11 protein-coding genes are annotated in these 16,306 nt (G+C 72.3%); 1 reads left to right on the top strand and 10 read right to left on the bottom strand.

Annotated features, from left to right (window positions below; all coding sequences use genetic code 11):
• The first annotated feature begins 33 nt into the window (after positions 1-33).
• On the top strand, positions 34-393 hold the full coding sequence (mscL, locus tag AC1DVZ_RS00325) for a large conductance mechanosensitive channel protein MscL (protein ID WP_477616188.1): 360 nt from the start codon (positions 34-36) through the stop codon (positions 391-393).
• Positions 394-474: 81 nt separating this feature from the next.
• Here the strand turns inward: mscL and AC1DVZ_RS00320 are convergent, their stop codons facing one another.
• From AC1DVZ_RS00320 to AC1DVZ_RS00275, 10 genes are all read right to left on the bottom strand, one after another.
• Positions 475-4,902: an AAA domain-containing protein gene (locus AC1DVZ_RS00320; RefSeq protein WP_477616187.1), complete on the bottom strand. Its 4,428-nt coding sequence runs from the start codon at positions 4,900-4,902 to the stop codon at positions 475-477.
• Positions 4,903-4,984: 82 nt separating this feature from the next.
• Positions 4,985-6,295 (bottom strand): MFS transporter, encoded by a 1,311-nt coding sequence (locus AC1DVZ_RS00315; RefSeq protein WP_477616186.1) that lies wholly within the window; start codon positions 6,293-6,295, stop codon positions 4,985-4,987.
• A gap of 189 nt (positions 6,296-6,484) precedes the next feature.
• Positions 6,485-7,570 (bottom strand): hypothetical protein, encoded by a 1,086-nt coding sequence (locus tag AC1DVZ_RS00310; RefSeq protein WP_477616185.1) that lies wholly within the window; start codon positions 7,568-7,570, stop codon positions 6,485-6,487.
• Positions 7,567-8,031: a hypothetical protein gene (locus AC1DVZ_RS00305; protein WP_477616184.1), complete on the bottom strand. Its 465-nt coding sequence runs from the start codon at positions 8,029-8,031 to the stop codon at positions 7,567-7,569. Before AC1DVZ_RS00305 ends, AC1DVZ_RS00310 begins: the two co-directional genes overlap by 4 nt.
• A complete protein-coding gene (locus AC1DVZ_RS00300; RefSeq protein WP_477616183.1) occupies positions 8,028-8,561 on the bottom strand; it encodes a hypothetical protein in 534 nt (177 codons plus the stop codon). The genes AC1DVZ_RS00305 and AC1DVZ_RS00300 overlap by 4 nt, the downstream gene beginning before the upstream one ends.
• Before the next feature lie 175 nt (positions 8,562-8,736).
• Positions 8,737-9,216: a TasA family protein gene (locus AC1DVZ_RS00295; protein ID WP_477616182.1), complete on the bottom strand. Its 480-nt coding sequence runs from the start codon at positions 9,214-9,216 to the stop codon at positions 8,737-8,739.
• A gap of 421 nt (positions 9,217-9,637) precedes the next feature.
• Positions 9,638-10,396, bottom strand: a complete 759-nt coding sequence (locus tag AC1DVZ_RS00290; protein WP_477616181.1) for a matrixin family metalloprotease — start codon at positions 10,394-10,396, stop codon at positions 9,638-9,640.
• A 180-nt stretch (positions 10,397-10,576) separates the two neighbouring features.
• A complete protein-coding gene (locus tag AC1DVZ_RS00285) occupies positions 10,577-13,738 on the bottom strand; it encodes an ATP-binding protein (RefSeq protein WP_477616180.1) in 3,162 nt (1,053 codons plus the stop codon).
• Positions 13,739-13,773: 35 nt separating this feature from the next.
• A complete protein-coding gene (locus AC1DVZ_RS00280) occupies positions 13,774-14,997 on the bottom strand; it encodes an NAD(P)/FAD-dependent oxidoreductase (RefSeq protein WP_477616179.1) in 1,224 nt (407 codons plus the stop codon).
• A complete protein-coding gene (locus tag AC1DVZ_RS00275; RefSeq protein ID WP_477616178.1) occupies positions 14,994-16,286 on the bottom strand; it encodes an NAD(P)-binding domain-containing protein in 1,293 nt (430 codons plus the stop codon). The genes AC1DVZ_RS00280 and AC1DVZ_RS00275 overlap by 4 nt, the downstream gene beginning before the upstream one ends.
• Between the last annotated feature and the right edge of the window lie 20 nt (positions 16,287-16,306).

The raw sequence follows: 16,306 nt of genomic DNA, 5'->3' as shown, positions 1-16,306 counted from the left end.
CACTCCAACAGACTGGGAAAGGTCGCGACACCCATGAAGGGTTTCAAGGACTTCGTCATGCGGGGCAACCTCGTGGAGCTTGCCGTCGCCTTCATCATCGCCGGTGCGTTCGGCACCGTCATCAAGAGCTTCACCGACGTGCTCATGGGGATCATCGGCAAGATCGGTGGCAAGCCGGACTTCAGCGCCTACAAGCCGGGGGGTCTCCTGGTGGGTGTCTTCCTCACGGCACTCGTGTCGTTCCTCATCGTGGCGTTCGTCGTGTACTTCTTCGTCGTCAAGCCCTACGAGGTGGCGAAGGCGCGGTACGCCGAGGTCGAGGAGGATGCTGCTCCGGACGAGAACATCATCCTGCTGCGCGAGATCCGCGACGCCCTCCGGGGCCGCGCCTGAGCAACACCTGCGCTCCCCGTTCGATGTAAACCCGCCGGTGTTTCCCGGCGGGTTTACATCGAACGGGGTGGAGGCTCGCGGTCAGTCGGAACCCCAGTGCGGGGGGCGTTGTTCGCGCAGCCAGCGGTCGTAGGCCAGCTCCTCGTGCTGCTCGCCCCAGCCGACATCGGTGTCGTCCTTGGTCTGCTCGGGCTTCGTGCGCTCGGCCTTGACCTTCTCGGGCTCAGGCTCAGCCGGCTCAGGCTCGGTCGGCTCGGGCTCAGTCGGCTCGGGCTCGGTCGGCTCAGGCTCAGCCGGCTCAGGCTCGGTCGGCTCGGGCTCAGTCGGCTCGGGCCCGGGCTCGGTCGGCTCGGGCTCGGGCTCGGTCGGCTGGGCGCTGGTCGGCCCCGGTGCGCGCTTGGCCCGACGCCCACGGGCGCGGCGCTGGCGGGCACCCTCGTCAGCGGCCGGCGTGAACTCGTCCTGGGTCGCGACGTCGCCGCCGTCGACGGGCCCGGACTCGTCGCCCATCGGGAGCATCTGCTGGTCACTTCCTCTGCGGCCCGGGATGGCAGGCGCCGCGTCAACGGTCGATGAGGTCACCGCGTCCGTAGCGACCGGGGCGACAACGGGCTTCACGGTCGGCAGCCGGGTCGGCCGGTTGGCGACGGCCTGCTGGACCGCGGCGTTGACCCGGGCGACATCGCGGGCGGGATCGCGGAACAGGTCGGTCGTCCAGACCCGGACGTGCATCCACCCGAGCCTGCCGAGCTGTTCGCCGCGCAGCCGGTCGCGGTCCCGGCTGCTGCGCATCGCGGCGTAGGCCGGACCGTCGGTCTCGACCGCGACGAGGACGTGGCCGCCGTGCTCGGGGTCCTCGACCGCGAGGTCGATGGGCTGGCCGGCGGAGCCGTAGGACTCGTGCACCACCAGTCCGGAGTCACGCAGCCGTCGGGCGAACTCGGCCCGCAACGCGGTGGAGCCCACCTCCACGTGGCGGGAAACCGACCCTTCGGCCTTGGCAGTGGTCGAGGTGCCACCCTCTCGGGCGACCGCACCCACGCCACCCTGGTCGGCGACTGGCGCCGGGAAGGTGCCGTCCGCGGCATACGCGAGGAAGTCGCGGAGCATGACCGAACCGCGGGACTTGAGCCGAGCCGGGTCGAGGTCACTGGCGACCAGTGACGACACCACGGTCATCCGGCGGCGCGACCGGGTGATGGCGACGTTGAGGCGACGCTCGCCGCCTTCGAGGTTGAGCGGACCGAACCGGTGCAGCACCCGGCCGTGCGGGGTCTTGCCGTAGCCGACCGACAGGATGATGGCGTCGCGCTCGTCGCCCTGGACGCGTTCGAGGTTCTTGACGAAGAAGCGCTCGGGCCGGTCCTCGTCGAAGAAGTCACCCACCCCGTCGGCCGCGTCGGTCGCCAGCGCGCGCCGGAGGGCGTCGTCGAGCCGGGTCGCGTGCTTGATGCCGAGGGCGATTACGCCGAGCGACTCGTGGGGACGGGTGCGGGCGTGTGCGAGGACGAGCTCGACGACCCGCGACACCTCCGCCTCGGTCGACTCGATCGCCTCCTCGCCTGCCTGGACGATGCCCGACCCCTGGACCGACTCGAGGCTCACCACGGCGTCGGTGCCCGTGCCGGGGAAGGTGACCAGCGACCCGTCGTACATCTCGCGGTTGGCGAACGCGACGAGGCGTTCGTCGAGCGACCGGTAGTGCCACGACAGCCGGCGGGTCGGCAGCGCCGCGGTCAGCACGTCGAGGACCGACTCGAAGCCCTCGGTCAGCGCGTCCGTCTCCGGCGCCCCCTCCTCGTCGACCGCAGCGGTGAAGAAGCTGGTCGGCGGCAGCTGGCGCTCGTCACCGGCCACCACGACCTGGTGCGCGCGCGAGATCGCCGACACGGCCTGCGCCGGTGGGATCTGCGAGGCCTCGTCGAAGATCACGACGTCGAACCATCGTCCGGGAGGCAGCACCGACGCGACCACGAGCGGCGACATCGCCCACGCGGGCTTGGCGGCGGTCAGCGTCTCGGCGGCCTTGGGCAGCAGCTCGCGCAGGGGGCGGTGACGGCGCGACTTGCCCGCCTCGGCGCGGACCAACGCCTCCTGGTCGGGGTGGTCGGCCAGCACCTCGCGCAGCCGGCGCCCGGCCCCGGCACGCACGCGGTCGGCGCTGGCGCGCAGGTGGGCATGGTCGGCTGCGACGTACTCGCGAGCCACCCGCTGGAGCTGGGCTCCGTCGTGCGCGCCGTAGCTCGGGTCGCGCACGATGAGGTCCTCGGACAGGGAGGTCCACCAGACGAACTCGAGCTCGGCTGCGACGTCGTCGGGCTCCACACCGCGGCGGGCGACGTCGTCGAGGAAGGCTCCCATCCCAGCCTCGCGCAGGGCGTCGAGGGTGCCGAGCACCTGCGGCACGACCGTGAGGCGGTCGGGGCGACTGTCGAGCTCTGCCAGCCGCTCCCGGAGCTCCACGAGCGTCGCACCGAAGAGGTCCCCACCTCGGTGGGTCGCCGTGAGCCGCGCCTCCAGCCAGGTGAGGTCCGAGGCGACGGAGGCGTATGCCGTGCGGGCCCGGTCGAGGTCCACGGGGATCTCGGGCCGGCCACCGGCTCCGGCCATCTGCTGCCAGGCGTTGCGCTGGACCTGCGCGTCGAGCAGGGCTGCGTGCAGGTCGGGCGGGGGCGGACCGGGACGCAGCAGCGAACGAGCCTGACGGCGCAGGCGCCACCGCGAATACCAGCCCAGGGCAACGCCATTCGCGTCGCGATAGGCCTTGCCACCGGTGGCGGCAACGAGGTCGCCGAGCGGGATGTCGAAGATCTCGGGCCGGAACACCTCGAGGGTGTCGCGGACCCGGCCGACCGAGTCGAGCACGTTGCCCCAGTCCCCCACGCGGTCGGCCTGCGGCAGGCTGACCTCCGAGAACACGTCGTGCATCGTCTGCTCGAGGTCCTGCAGCCCACCCTGGCTGAGCCTGCTCGTGATGTCGCGGGCGCGCACCGCCTCCTCCGAGGTCGCGATCCGCGCCCCGAACCACGGGTCGGTCCCCTCCTGGGTGGACCAGGCGCCCAGCGACGCGGCCTCGGTCAGCTGGCGGCCGAGCTCCTGCACCCGCTGACGGTCGAGGCCGGCGAGCTGCTCGCCGCGGACGCGGACGCGTGAGGTGGGCGGGTGGGCGAGGCTGCCCAGCCTCGAGATGGCTTCCTGCGCCTGGTGGGCCGAGACCCCCCACGGCTGACGCACCTCGTGCAGGGCGGCAGAGTGCGCGACCAGGGTTGCGCGCCGGTCGACGAGGGCCTGCTCGATCTCGCTGGTGTCGGGGTCCTGCACCTGGGTGCCGCGGTCGAGGGCGGCCCCGAACTCCTGGGCCAGGCGTCGCTTGTTGCTCGCGCCGTCGTAGGCATCGAGGACGAGGTCACCCAGGCCCACACCGTCGAGGCGCGAGAGCACCGCGTCGATGGCCGCGCGCTTCTCGGCGACGAACAGCACCCGCTTTCCCTCGCCCGCAAGGCTGGCGATGAGGTTGGCGATGGTCTGCGACTTGCCGGTGCCGGGCGGTCCCTTGATGACGAGGTGGGCTCCGGAGCGGACCGCGTCGATCGCTGCCTGCTGGGTGGAGTCGGCATCGAGGATGAGCAGCTCGTGCGACGGATCGGAGTCGGCCGGGGAGTCGGGGACCGAGGTCCGCACCGCCCGAAGCGCTCCGGGATCGCCGGCAAGAGCTGCCACGACATCGTGGTCCGCCAGCGAATCCCCTTGCGCCGCAAGGTCGGCCACCATGGGCAGCTTGGCGTAGGAGAACGTCCCCACGACGAGCCGCGGAGACACGGAGAACTCCGGCACCGACGCGCAGAGGGAGGTCAGCGCGGCATACACGGGGTGGGGGTCGAAGGCGCCACTCGCGTTGGCCATCTCCTCGAGGGCACCGGTGTCGAGCTCCAGCCCCTGCTCGGAGCGCAGGTAGTGCTCGAGGACCGGGTTGAACTCGACGTCGTTGCCCAGGTCGATGTCGAAGTCCTCGCGGGCGGCACCGGTCGGCTTGAGGACGCAGGACCGCAGCAGCACGGGGGCGGCGGGAGCGCGCGAAGCCCCGCGCACGGCCCAGCTCGCCATCCCGATCGCGATGAACCCGGCCGCGATGCCGCGCTCCTCCGACAGCTCGAGGGTCTTGGCGCGGATGATGCGGGCGCGTCGGCGGGCCTCGTCGAGGGCCGCGGCCTCGCGGACGAGGTCGGAGAGCCGGGTGGGGCGGCCGGCGAGCAGCATGGCCAGGCCGCCGGGGTGCGCGGTGGTCAGGTCGAGGGTGCCGCTGGGCAGGTCGCGGTACCAGAGCAGCGTGTTGCGACCGCCGAGGTCGACGAGGTGGCGCTGCCAGACCTTGACCGCTTCCGCGACGCGGGTGCCCCGGGGGTCGGCGTCCGCCTGGGGTGCACCCTCCTGCTCGGTATGCCGGGTGGGCGGGAGCGCGTCGCCGCTGGGCTGCGGCGCTGCTGGGGTCTCGTCGGTCGGCGGGGTCACCCAAGCAGGCTAACCAACCTGGTCGCCCTCACGGTCGGGCAACACGGGGTCGGACAGGACGGGGTCACTCAGGCAGGACGCGTCACTCGGGCAGGACGGTCTCGGGCAGGACTGGGTCCGGTGACACCGACGTGGTGCCACCAGGTCCGGACCGGATCAGGAGTGACGCCAGCGCGACGACGGCGGCGAGGCCGGCCGCACAGGCGCCCAGCACGGCATACCCCAGCTGGCCGACGACGACGCCCGCGAGCGCACCGCCGCCACCGGCGGCCAGTCCCATGACCAGGTCGGCGGCGCCCTGCGCCCCGGCGCGCTCGGCGAGGGGCACCGACTTCACGACCAGGGTGGAGCCAGCGACGAGGGTGAACGACCAGCCGAGGCCGAGCAGGAACAGCCCGGTGGCCAGCCCTGCCGACCAGCCGGTGGGGGCCTGGGCGGAGAGCAGCCCGGCGACCACGAGGACCACAGCCCCCGTGAGGCCGCACGACCTGCCACCGAACCGGTCGACGGCCAGACCGGTGAGCGGCGAGAACGCGAACATGCCGAGCACGTGCAGGCTGATCACCAGGCCGATGATCCGCAGGCTGGCGCCGCCGTGGTGCATGTGGAGGGGCGTCATCACCATGACGCTGACCATGACCGTGTGCCCCAGGGCCATCGTCACCAGCCCGAGCAGGGCGCCGGGGTGGGCGAGCAGGGTGCGCAGGCCGCGGACGACGGAACCGTGCTGGCGCTCGAGGGGCTCGGTGGCGACGGCGGCGGCCCGCTCACGGGCGAGGAGCAAGGGGTCGGGCCGCAGCCGGGTGAACAGCAGGATCGCGCCGAGCACCAGGCCCCCGAGGGAGAAGACGTAGGGCCCCGTCAGCGCCGGGATGCCGAGGAACCTCGCGACCGGCTCGCCCGGCCCTGCCAGGTTGGGCCCGAACACGGCGCCGATCGTCGTCGCCCACACCACGGTGGACAGGTCGCGCCCGCGGTGGGCTTCGTCGGCGAGGTCGGCCGCGGCATACCGAGCCTGGCTGTTGGCGGCGTTGGACCCCCCGAACAGGGCTGCCCCGACCAGCAGCAGCGGGAAGTTGCGGATCGCGCCGGCCACGATCATCGTGAGCGCGCCGATGATGCCGAGGGCGTAGCCGACCAGCAGGCCCCAGCGGCGTCCGCGCGCGGCCATGACGTGGGCCATGGGGATGGCGATGAGCGCGCCACCGAGGACCTGGAACGTGCCCCCGAGCCCGGCGAGGTCGGCCGATCCGCCGACGTCCTCGGCGAGCAGCGCACCGACCCCCGCGCCCGCGGAGACCCCCACACCGACGAGGACCTGGGTGCCGATGAGGGTGCTGATGGTGCGCCGCTGGACGGACCGGTCGGGAGCGTTGGCGTCGGGCGTGGGCACCGCGCCAGTATGCCGCCCGCTCCCGACACGACGCCCCCTCCCCACGCGCCCTGCAAGCAACCTTTGCTAGCAAAGGTTGCTTGCCTGAGGACAGGTTGCAACCTGTCCGCCAACGAGGACCCTTTGCTAGCAAAGGTTGCTGCGAGGGGCCGTGAGGAGGCCGCCCGGCCCCCTGACCGGGCGGACTCCTCAGGTGGCGTTGGTGACGGTGAGCGTCGAGATGCCGGTGGCCGTGAAGGCGATGCTGACGGGCGCCTCGCTGTTGGCGATGGAGACGGTCAGCTGGGTCGCGGTCGCGCCACTGCCCGCGGCGATCGTCGCCGTGCTCGTGGCGCCAGACCTCGTGGCCGTGACGAGGAGTGCGGTCGGCGTGGTCGCCGGGTTGCCCCAGGTGTCGAGCAGGTTCGCGGTGGCGGCCCAGTCGCGTTTGCCGTTCTGGGCCGGGTTGCTCGCGGTGCAGGACCTGGCGGCCGGTGGCTCGCTGAGGGCCGGGCAGGAGACCGTGACGGCGATCAGCTTGCTGGTGACCGCGCTGAGCACGAAGTTCCTGGCGACACCCGCGGCGACGGTGGTGGTGGCAGATCCGGTGACGGCGCCCGTGGTCGGCGCCAGGGTCACGCTGCCAGCGGTGTACAGGGTCACGGAGACGACGGCACTGCCGCCGGAGAAGGTGGCGGTCGCCGGCAGGACGGCCGCCTTGCCGGACGGGCTGGCAACGACGGCAGCCCAGGTGAGGGCCTTGCTGCCCGCGTAGGTGGAGTCGAGGGTGCCGTCGCACTTCTTCGCGGTGAGCGTGACGTTCGTCGCCACGCCGGCGGTCGCCGCAGGGGCGGAGACCGTGTGGGTGTCAGGGCCGGTGCACCCCGTGGTGCCGGGCGTGGCCGAGGACGACGCGGTCCACGAGCCGATGGAGGCCACCACCGTGTAGGTGTACGTGGTGCCCGAGGTCAGACCCGTGTCGGTGCAGGACCACGGCGAGGTGCCCGGTGCACAGACCGTGGTCGCGCCGCGCTTGACCGCATAGGTGGTCGAGGGCACCTGGCCGCTCGGCAGCGTGCCGCTGACGACGAGGGAGGTGGCGGTCGGCGAACCGACGCTGGGCGCGGCCGGGGTCACCAGGGAGGCGGCCGTCGCGGTGGTGCTGCCGGAGCCGATGACCGACCACACGGCATACGCCGGGATCGCGCCGAGGGCGACGCACACCGCGGCGGCGAGGAGCACGCGCACCGGGCGACGGCTGGTCACGCGGCGGGTGGGGCGCTGGGCAGCGTTCACGGCAGCCGTCCGTTGGCCTGGAGGGGGATGGTGAAGGTGGCGCCCTGGCAGTCCGACGACGACGCGGTCGTCATGCTGACGGCGTTGGCGACGCTGAGCGAGGCACTGCCACCGGCCGGCACCACGAGGGACGTGGAGCCGGGAAGAGACACCGTGACGCCCGGTGTGGTGCACCCTGCGCCGGCGGTGACCGGCCCGGCGAGCGCGAGCGACGTCACCGTGACGGGAGCGGAGTTCGGGTTGCTGACGGTGACGAGGGCGTCGGCCGAGCTTCCGGGATGGAGCAGGCCGGCCACCGTCGCCGAGACACCGAGCGCCTGGGGTATGCCGCTCGCAGCAGTTCCGGTGCCGGCCCCGAGTGCCGACCACGCGGCATACGCGACGCCGCCGGCCAGGAGGAGGGCCGTGGTGCCGAGGCAGGCGGAGGCGAGGCGCCGCGTCCAGCGCTGGTGGGTGGTCACGAGTGACCGTTGCCCTGACCCTGGGTGGCCAGACCACCGAAGGCGAGCGGGAACGAGACGTTCTTGCAGCCGTCCTGCGACGTGGCCGTGTCGAGCATCATGATCGTGAGGGGGATCATGATGCTCGACTTGCGCGGCACGAGGTAGGTGCGCGCGCCGGGCTTGGTGGCCTGGTAGCGGCTGACGACGAGGTTCGTGGTGCCGGAGCAGGAGGCGTTCGCGTCCTGGGGCGTCGCGGTGAGCTCGAGGATCTTGTAGTCGACCGCGTCGGGGTTGGTGACCTTCACCTGGAGCGTCTGCATCTGGCCGGGACGCAGCTGGCTGACGCTGCCGACAGCCGCGAACGGGGCGTGGCCGGGCGGGCTCTGGGCCAGGGCCGCGCCGCTGCTCTCGACGAGGCGCAACGCGCCCGGCTGGGGCGTGGGCTCCGCCTTGGTGAGCCAGAGCCCGCAGCCGCCGAGGAGGCCGAGGAGCACCACCACACCGATGGCGACCGCGAGGATGCGGCGCTGACGCGGGGTGGTGGTCATGACGATGTCTCCCGAGGTGGTGACGAGCTTGGCGATGAGCGGCGCTGTGGTTGAACGGCGCTGGGGTGATGAGTCGAGCGGTGGTCCTGCCGGCGGTCGTGGGGCCCGCCTGGCCGCCCGGTGGCATCGGGGGGGTTGATGCCACCGGACGGGGTTCAGGGGCTCGACGTCACGATCAGTTGCTGGAGAAGACCAGGTCGACGGTGACGTTCTTGCAGTTGTCCTGGTTGGAGGACAGGTTGTTCATCGCGATCGTGGCCGGGCCCCAGGCGTCGACGCCGGCGCCGGACGCGATCTCGTGAGCGGTCGCAGCGGGGGCCACGATGGTGAAGTCGTCGGCGGTGCAGGCCGGCTTGGAGGTGTTGCCCTGCTTGGACCAGCCCGGGGCCACGGCGACGGTGACCTGGTTGATGTAGACGGTGCCGGCGTTCGTGTTGTCGAAGTTGCCGGAGACGTCCTGCGCGGGGCCACCCGGGTAGAGGCCGGTGACGGCGGTGCTGGTCGCGTTGATCTTGACGGCGACGACGTTGCCGGTGGAGGCCGAGCCGGTGCCCGCGCCACTGGTGCTCCAGTAGGCGAACGCGACCCCGCCGACGAGGAAGGTGAGGGCTGCGCCCGTGGCGACGGCTGCGGCGCGCTTGCGGTTGAACTGCATGGGAGGGTTCCTCTGTTCGTGGACGGTGCCGGCGTGATGCGTGGCCCCTGTGGGGATGATTCGATCGTGTCGAACCGGCTCAACGCGGCACATCGAGGAACATGTCCCCCTGAAAGGGTCATTGGTTCTACAAGAAATCCCCCGCTTAGGTCTGCATTTGGTAAAGAACCCTCGCCATCCAGCCTCGATGGTGTAAAGAGCCATCTCGCCGCGCGCCTCATCGTTTGGCCCCTCCGCAGCCCCAGGCCGCGCCACGCGCGCCAGCCCCAGCCCGTGCCAAGCCCGCCGGCCGCGCCCGTGCCAGGCACGCGGCATACAAAGCGACTGCCCGCTCGCTGGTGGGCGAACGGGCAGTCTGTGTGCCAGGCGGTCGTGACGCCGGGCAGTCTGTGGGCACACGGGGTGCCGGGCTGGTGTCGTGCTAGCTGAGGTCCCTCAGCGGCATGTAGGCCGTGTTGATGCAGCCCGAGGCCTTGCCCACCTTGTAGAGGCCGGCGCGGTCACCGGAGTAGAACAGCGTGGGCGAGGTCGTGCGGATGGAGGGGTACATCTGCTGACGGGTGTCACTGACGTGCTGGAGCCCGACGGCGTGGCCGAGCTCGTGGGCGAGCAGGTTGCTGCGCCGAAGTCCGGTGCCGGTGCCGCCCTTGGTCTGCTGGAGCATCTGCGGGGTGTCGATGACCACGAACCCGCGCTGTGCCGCGACCGTGTAGGAGGTCTTGCCACTGACCGTGCGGGAGACGTAGCCGTAGTAGAGGCCGCCCTGGCCGAGCGTGGAGCCCGCGAGCGAGTAGGTGGTCCTGGACGGTGTGGTGAAGGCGATGACGATCTCGGCGGACTGCGAGGCCATCGAGCCGACCTTGGGGACCTCGGTGGTCGTCCCCTTGTAGCTGAAGACGAAGGAGGTGCTCGCGGCGACCTTCGACACGGCGAGCTTGGTGTCGGACAGCACGCTCCAGCGCAGCGAGCTCGGCACCGCCGACAGGTTGACCTTGTAGGTGATCGCCTGCTGGCAGCCGTTCCAGCGGACGACCCGCTTCGACCCGTCCGGCAACGACGCGTACGTCAGGTGGTAGGTCGCGATAGCACCGTCGGCGGTCTGCGGCGCCGCAGCGACCACGCCCGCGACCACGGCGGCCGGGGCGAGGACGACGCCGAGAACGGCGATGGGCTTGCGCATGGGTCCTCCGAACGAGTGCCACCGGGCGCGACACTGCGGGCCTGAACCTAGGAGCGCACGTCATTCGGTGGAGGCGGAAACGGTGCGACCTCATCCATTTGGATGAGGCTGACCTAGCCAGACGGCGGTGACGTGCGGCCTCGAGGCGTAACGAACGTCACCGGACAGGTGCGATGCGCGTCAACCGATGGGCGTCGGCGTCAGCGGGAGGCCGACAGCGGAGGAGCAGCGGGCCGCGTCGAGCGCCTGACCAGCGCTTCCGAAGAGCTCGGCCGCCTCGGCGAGCAGGCTGAGGGCGTCGCGGGTGTCGCCCCGAGCCGCGGCCAGGTGGGCCTTCGCCTCCCTCACGGCGGCCGGCCAGGCGGTGCCCTCCCACTTCGCAGCCGACAGCTCCGCCGCCGCGAGGTGACGTTCGGCAGCGGGGAGGTCACCCGCGTCCGCGCAGGCGATGGTGGCCGGGATCTCGAACGTCACGGTGCAGAACGGACAGAAGTCGGAGTCACCCATGCTGTCCTCGGCCCGCTCGACCACGATGCGTGCGGCCACGGGGTCGGGGGCGGCGAGCACCATCGCCCCGTGGATGCGCTGCAACAGGTGCGAGCCGATCACCGACCACCGGGCCAGCGGCAGGGCCTGGTTGAGCAGGCGGGTGGCCTCGGGGCGGTTCCCCTGCGCCAGCCGCACCTCCGCCAGTCGCTGGAGGGCGTGCGCCTCCCCCGCCGGGGCATCGGCGTCGCGGTGGAGGTCGACGGCCTCCTCCAGCTCGCGCTCGGCGAGGTCGAGGTCACCCATCAGCAGCGCCGCCTCCCCGATCAGGGCGGTGGAGAAGGCCACGCCGCGCAGGGCGCCGAACTGCTGCGACCGGCGCTGGAGCCCCCGGGCCAGCTCGATGACCTCGGCGTAGGGAATCCCTCCGTAGAGGAGGTACTCGGCGACACAGAGGTGCGCGTCGAAAAGGGCGGTGGTCAGGCCGGTGTCCGACAGGGTGCGCCGCAGCTCGATGCGGAAGCGCTCGAACCACTCGCCGCGCTGGTGGGCGATGAGACCCTGCAGCGCGACGAGGTCGACGTAGCGCCAGGGGTCCTTGGGCGTGAGGAGGGACTCGCGAGCCTCGACGGCCAGGTCCCACGCGCCGTCGATGTCGCCGCTGAAGTAGGCCAGGTTGCCCCTGGCCAGCAGGATGGGTCCGTCGGCGTCGTCGCCCAGCAGCTCCAGCCCGGCGAGCGACGAGCGGGCGGTGTCGAAGTCGCTGGCAAAGCAGGCCGCGCGGGCCAGTCGCGCGCGCACCAGCCGGTGCTCGACCCCGGTGGTCAGCGGCACCGCGGCGCGATAGCTGGCGACCGAGGCCGGGTCCCCGAGGGCCGTGAGCAGGTCGCCGCGGCGAGCCATCAGGTGGCCGAGCATCTCGCCCGTGGCGTACTCCCGGACGCCTTCGACAAGGTTGAGCCCGTCACGGTAGGCGCCCAGTGCTCCTGCGGTCTCGACAGCCGGGAGCACGTAGGGGATGGCCTGTCGTGGCTGACCGGCAGCGAGGTACTGGTGGGCGATCCGGGCGGGGGGTGCCCCGAGACGAGCCAGCTCTCGGGCCACCTCCACGCGGGCTGCGCTCTGCGCGGCTGGCGCCATGGCGTCAAGGACCGCCTCACGCACCAGCGCGTGCCGGAACTGGTACCCGGTCTCGGACCACTCGATCACCAGGCTGGCCTGGGCGGTCTCGAGGTGCTGGTAGGCCCGGGCCTCGTCGTCGCCCGCCACCGCCAGGAACTCGTCCGTGGTGAAGGACAAGCCGAGCAGCGCGGCCCGCTGCAGGGCCCGCAGGGCGTCAGGCGGCAGGCTCGCGATCGCTGCCGGTTCGCGACCGGTGGCCGCGGCCGAGCCGAGCTCGAGGGCGGTGAACGGAAGGCCGCCGCTGACGGCCCAGATCTGTTGCTGGGTGGCCTCGTCGAGCTCGGGGAAGCGTTCGTGGAGCAGGCGCAGGGTGGCCGACTCGGGGAGGGGCGCGATCTCGATCCGCGAGCCGATCCCCCGGGCGACCAGGCTGGAGTGGACCTCCTCGAGTGCCGCGTTGTGGGCGGAGCGGTGCGCCAGCACCACCAGCACCTGGTCGGTGACGGCGCAGCGCGCGAGGTAGTGCAGGAGGCGCAGCGACGCCTCGTCGGCCTCGTGGATGTCGTCGACGACGAGCAGCAGCCCGCGACCCGCCGCGCCGAGCCGCAGCAGCTCGGCCGCCGCCACGAAGAGTCGCTGGTGGGCGCTCTCCCCCGACCACTTCACCTGACTCTCCGACAGCGCCCGGTCGAGCTCCTCGCGGTACCGGTCGTCGAGCCCGTCCAGCAGCGCCGGGTGCCTGCGGCAGAGGTCGCCCAGCGCCTCGAGCACCGGGGCGTAGGGCCACGGGCCCTCCACAGCCGAAGCCGTGCCGCGAGCGGTGCGCCAGCCCGCCCTCCGGGCCAGGGTCTCCGAGAGGTCGAGCACGCTGGACTTGCCCACGCCGGGTGGTCCGGTGACCAGGATCGCGCCGCCGCGGCCTCCCTGGGCAGTGGTCAGCCGTTCGCGCAGGAGGTCACCCACCGCGCGCCGTCCGACGAGACGGCGCTGCTCGCCGCCAGCGGGAGGTGTCTTGTATGCCGCCGCGTCCCCAGCCGCGCCGTCGGCGCCGGCAGCCAGCTCGGCGCGCAGCGACTCCGCCTCGACCCCGGGGGCGGTGCCGAGCTCTCGACGCAACGTCAGCTCGAGTCGCTCGAGCTGGCGCATGGCTGCCCTGAGGTCACCCCGGTCGGCGTGCGAGCGAGCCAGCGCGAGGTGGGCCTGTTCGTCGGCGGGATCGGCGTCCAGCAGCTCCTCCCAGCGCCCTGTCAGGCGCAGCAGCTCGCGGTGCAGCTGCTCCAGGGACTCGCGGTGGTCCTGTGCCCAGGGCTCGTACACGTCGTCGGGCAGCAGGATCCCGGTGTAGAGGTCCAGCGCCGCCGCGGCAGCCTCCGCGTTCCGTCCGGCGAGCGCGGCTTCGGCAGTCCTCCGGAACTCGACGGCGTCGACGGTGATGTCGCCGTCCGGCAGGAGCTCGACGAAGTCGTGGTGCAGCACCACTCCCCCTCCGGCAGCCTCGCCCAGCGCCCGCCGTGCGTAGTGCGCGGCCTGGTGCAGCCGGGGACCAGCGAGGTCTGCCGGTAGGTCCGGCCAGACGGCGTCGATGACCTGTTCGCGGTGCAGCCGCCGTCCCTTGGCCAGGGCAAGCACCTTGACGAGCGTGCTGGCATTGCGGCGGCCCCACTGCTGGTCGGTGACCACGGAGCCGTCGACGAGTACCGAGAACCCTCCGAGGAGGCTGATGCGCGCATCCATGGCTTGTGCCGATCTCAAGGAGATGGCCTTCAACGCTAGCGACCCGCGCCGGGCATGTCAGCCAACACAAGTGCGCTCATATCGGTGGCAACCGGGCGGGGTGGTCGCGGGGGCAGCGACTGGAGCAGGCTGACCTCGTCGCTCATGGCGGAGCTCACCTCGCGCAGCAGCTGCTGGATCTCGCCGGCTCCCCAGTCGTACCCGGCGATGCGGTCGCTCACCTCGAACAGCTGCAGCGACAGTGCGTCGCGCCTCGCCTGGTACCCGGCGAGCGCGATCGCCTCGGGCTGGTTGCCAGCCCACGTCGAGAGCAGGGCGTCGGCCAGCAGCTCCGCGTCGCGCAGGGCGTCGGTCATCCCGTGGGTGGTGATGGGGTCGCGGAAGTAGCCGGCGTCGCCGACCAGGGCCCAGCCGGCACCGTGCGACCCGCGGATGTGGCCCTGCTGACCGGACCAGCCGTGCAGCCGACCGTCCCGCGTCGCGGCCCGCAAGCGATTGCGCAGTCGCGGCGCCGCCGTGTCGAACAGCTCGGTGAAGGCTGCGTCCTGACCACTTCGGCGCACGTGGCGCAGTCGTTCCGGGGAGGTGCCGACGAAGACGCAGGTCTGCCCGTCGTTGGTCGGGATGAGCCCCGCCGCGGTCCCGCCGCCGTAGGCCCACTCGTACCCCTCCGTCGGCATCCCGTCGAAGTAGCCGTAGAGCACCGCTCCGCGTGCCCGCGAGCGCCGCTCGAAGGGCGCGTCCACGGCGGTCGCGACCGTGGACCTGATCCCGTCCGCACCGATCGTCATCTTCCCGTATGCCGTGAACGTGCCGTTCGCGGCGTCGACGCCGCGCACCCCCGTCACCCGCCCACCGGAGTCGGTGAGCACCTCCGTCACGGTGACCCCGTGCCATACCTCGGCTCCTGCCTGCGCCGCAGCGTCGACGAGGATCCGGTCGAGGACCTGGCGGCGCGGGGCATAGAGGGCGGTCACGCCCTGAGTGGCGCGGATCGAGATCCGGACGGGGGCGGATTCCGGATAGTGGAAGAGCGTGCGGGTCACCGGGGGCGTTCCCGCCGCGACGACCTCGTCGAGCAGGCCCCACCTGGACAGCTGCAGGACGCCGGCCCGCATGAGGCCGTGCGTCGACAGGGTGTCGGAGCCGTAGGGGCTTCGTTCGAGGAGCAGCACCTTCGCCCCCGCCCTGGCGAGCAGGAGTGCGGTCGAGGCGCCCGCGACGCGGGCGCCCACGACCACGGCGTCGTAGGTCTTCACGACGCCCACCCCTCGAGCCGCTCGTCGAGGGCTTCGGGCCCGTCGGCGGAGCTTGCCGTTGCACCGACGAGGTCGCCCACCACCAGGGCGGCGTCGTGCCTCGCGCCGTCGACCATGCCCGAGTCGCGCCGGTGCTGGAACCGCTGCCCGACGACGTAGACGCCCGGAGCCTCGGTGCGGCCGCGGTCCTGACGGATCGAGCCGTCCTGGGCGGTGATGGGCAGCTTCAGCCAGGGGTGGCTCTGCGAGTAGCCCGTGGCGAGCAGCACGGTGCCGATCCCTTCAGCAGTGAGGTCGAGAGATGTCGGATTGCCTTGCAGCGCAACGGTTCGTGGACGCTCGGCCGGCCAGACCTCGCTGACTAGGCCGCTGTCCTCGATGTGCCGGTCGACGACGTCGAGGAACCGGTGCATCCGGTTGTCCGCCCTCCCGACCGAGTCGCGCAGGTCGTCGGCGAAGCCCACCCGCTGCCCCTGCGCCTCCACGAGGTGACCAGCGAGCCGGACTCCTCGGGCCTGCAGGGTGCCCAGGTCGAGGTCGCGGGGGCCACTCTGGTGACCCCGGCGCCCGACGAGCTGCATCGACGGCTCGCTTCGCGCGGCGTCGGGGTCCGCGACCTCGTCGATCGTGCGCGCGGTGCGACCGGTGCGCTCCAGCCACCAGTAGATGTCCATGCCGCGGTAGCGGCGCGGCATGCGGGTGTGCCGGCCCACGGCCACCACGACCTCGCGGCCGGCAGCCGCCAGCTCGTCGGCGATCTGGACGCCGGAAGCAGAGGCCCCCACGACCAGCACTCCGCCACTCGGGAGCTGGCGGGGGTTGCGGTAGTCGGACGCGGTGGTGAGGTGGACGCCCGCGTCCAGGCCCTCCACCGCGCCGGGGACGCGCGGTTGCCCGCCGGGCCCGGTCGCCACCACCACGTGACGAGCCTGCCAGGTCGCGGAGTCGGTGACGACGCGATAGCCCTCGCCCGCGGCGCTCACCTCAACCACGCGCACACCGGACAGGACCGGCGCACCGAAGCTCGCGGCATACCTCTCGAGGTAGCGGACGAACTGGGAGGCGCTCATGAAACCGTCGGAGTCGGGGCCGACGTGGACCCACCCGGGGAGGCGGGCCATCCAGTTCGGGGTGAGCAGGTGCAGGGAGTCCCAGCGGGCGCTGCGCCAGCTCTCGGCGACGCGGCCACGGTCGAGGACGACGTGGTCGCGCCCTTCCAGGGCGAGCAGGCGGCTGACGGCGAGACCTGCGTGACCGGCTCCGATCACGACGGTGTCGATGGCGGGCATGGTGGTGCTCCTTCTGGTCG

The organism is Pedococcus sp. P2_E5, assembly GCF_056403895.1.
Note: the sequence above shows the minus strand (reverse complement) of the source record. Positions and strands in the feature narration are given on the sequence as shown.

Excerpts from the sequence above, each read along its gene's own strand:
- mscL (WP_477616188.1), top strand. The coding sequence starts at position 34 with ATGAAGGGTTTCAAGGACTTCGTCATGCGGGGCAACCTCGTGGAGCTT.
- AC1DVZ_RS00300 (WP_477616183.1), bottom strand. The coding sequence starts at position 8,561 with ATGACCACCACCCCGCGTCAGCGCCGCATCCTCGCGGTCGCCATCGGT.
- AC1DVZ_RS00295 (WP_477616182.1), bottom strand. The coding sequence starts at position 9,216 with ATGCAGTTCAACCGCAAGCGCGCCGCAGCCGTCGCCACGGGCGCAGCC.
- AC1DVZ_RS00290 (WP_477616181.1), bottom strand. The coding sequence starts at position 10,396 with ATGCGCAAGCCCATCGCCGTTCTCGGCGTCGTCCTCGCCCCGGCCGCC.
- AC1DVZ_RS00285 (WP_477616180.1), bottom strand. The coding sequence starts at position 13,738 with ATGGATGCGCGCATCAGCCTCCTCGGAGGGTTCTCGGTACTCGTCGAC.
- AC1DVZ_RS00275 (WP_477616178.1), bottom strand. The coding sequence starts at position 16,286 with ATGCCCGCCATCGACACCGTCGTGATCGGAGCCGGTCACGCAGGTCTC.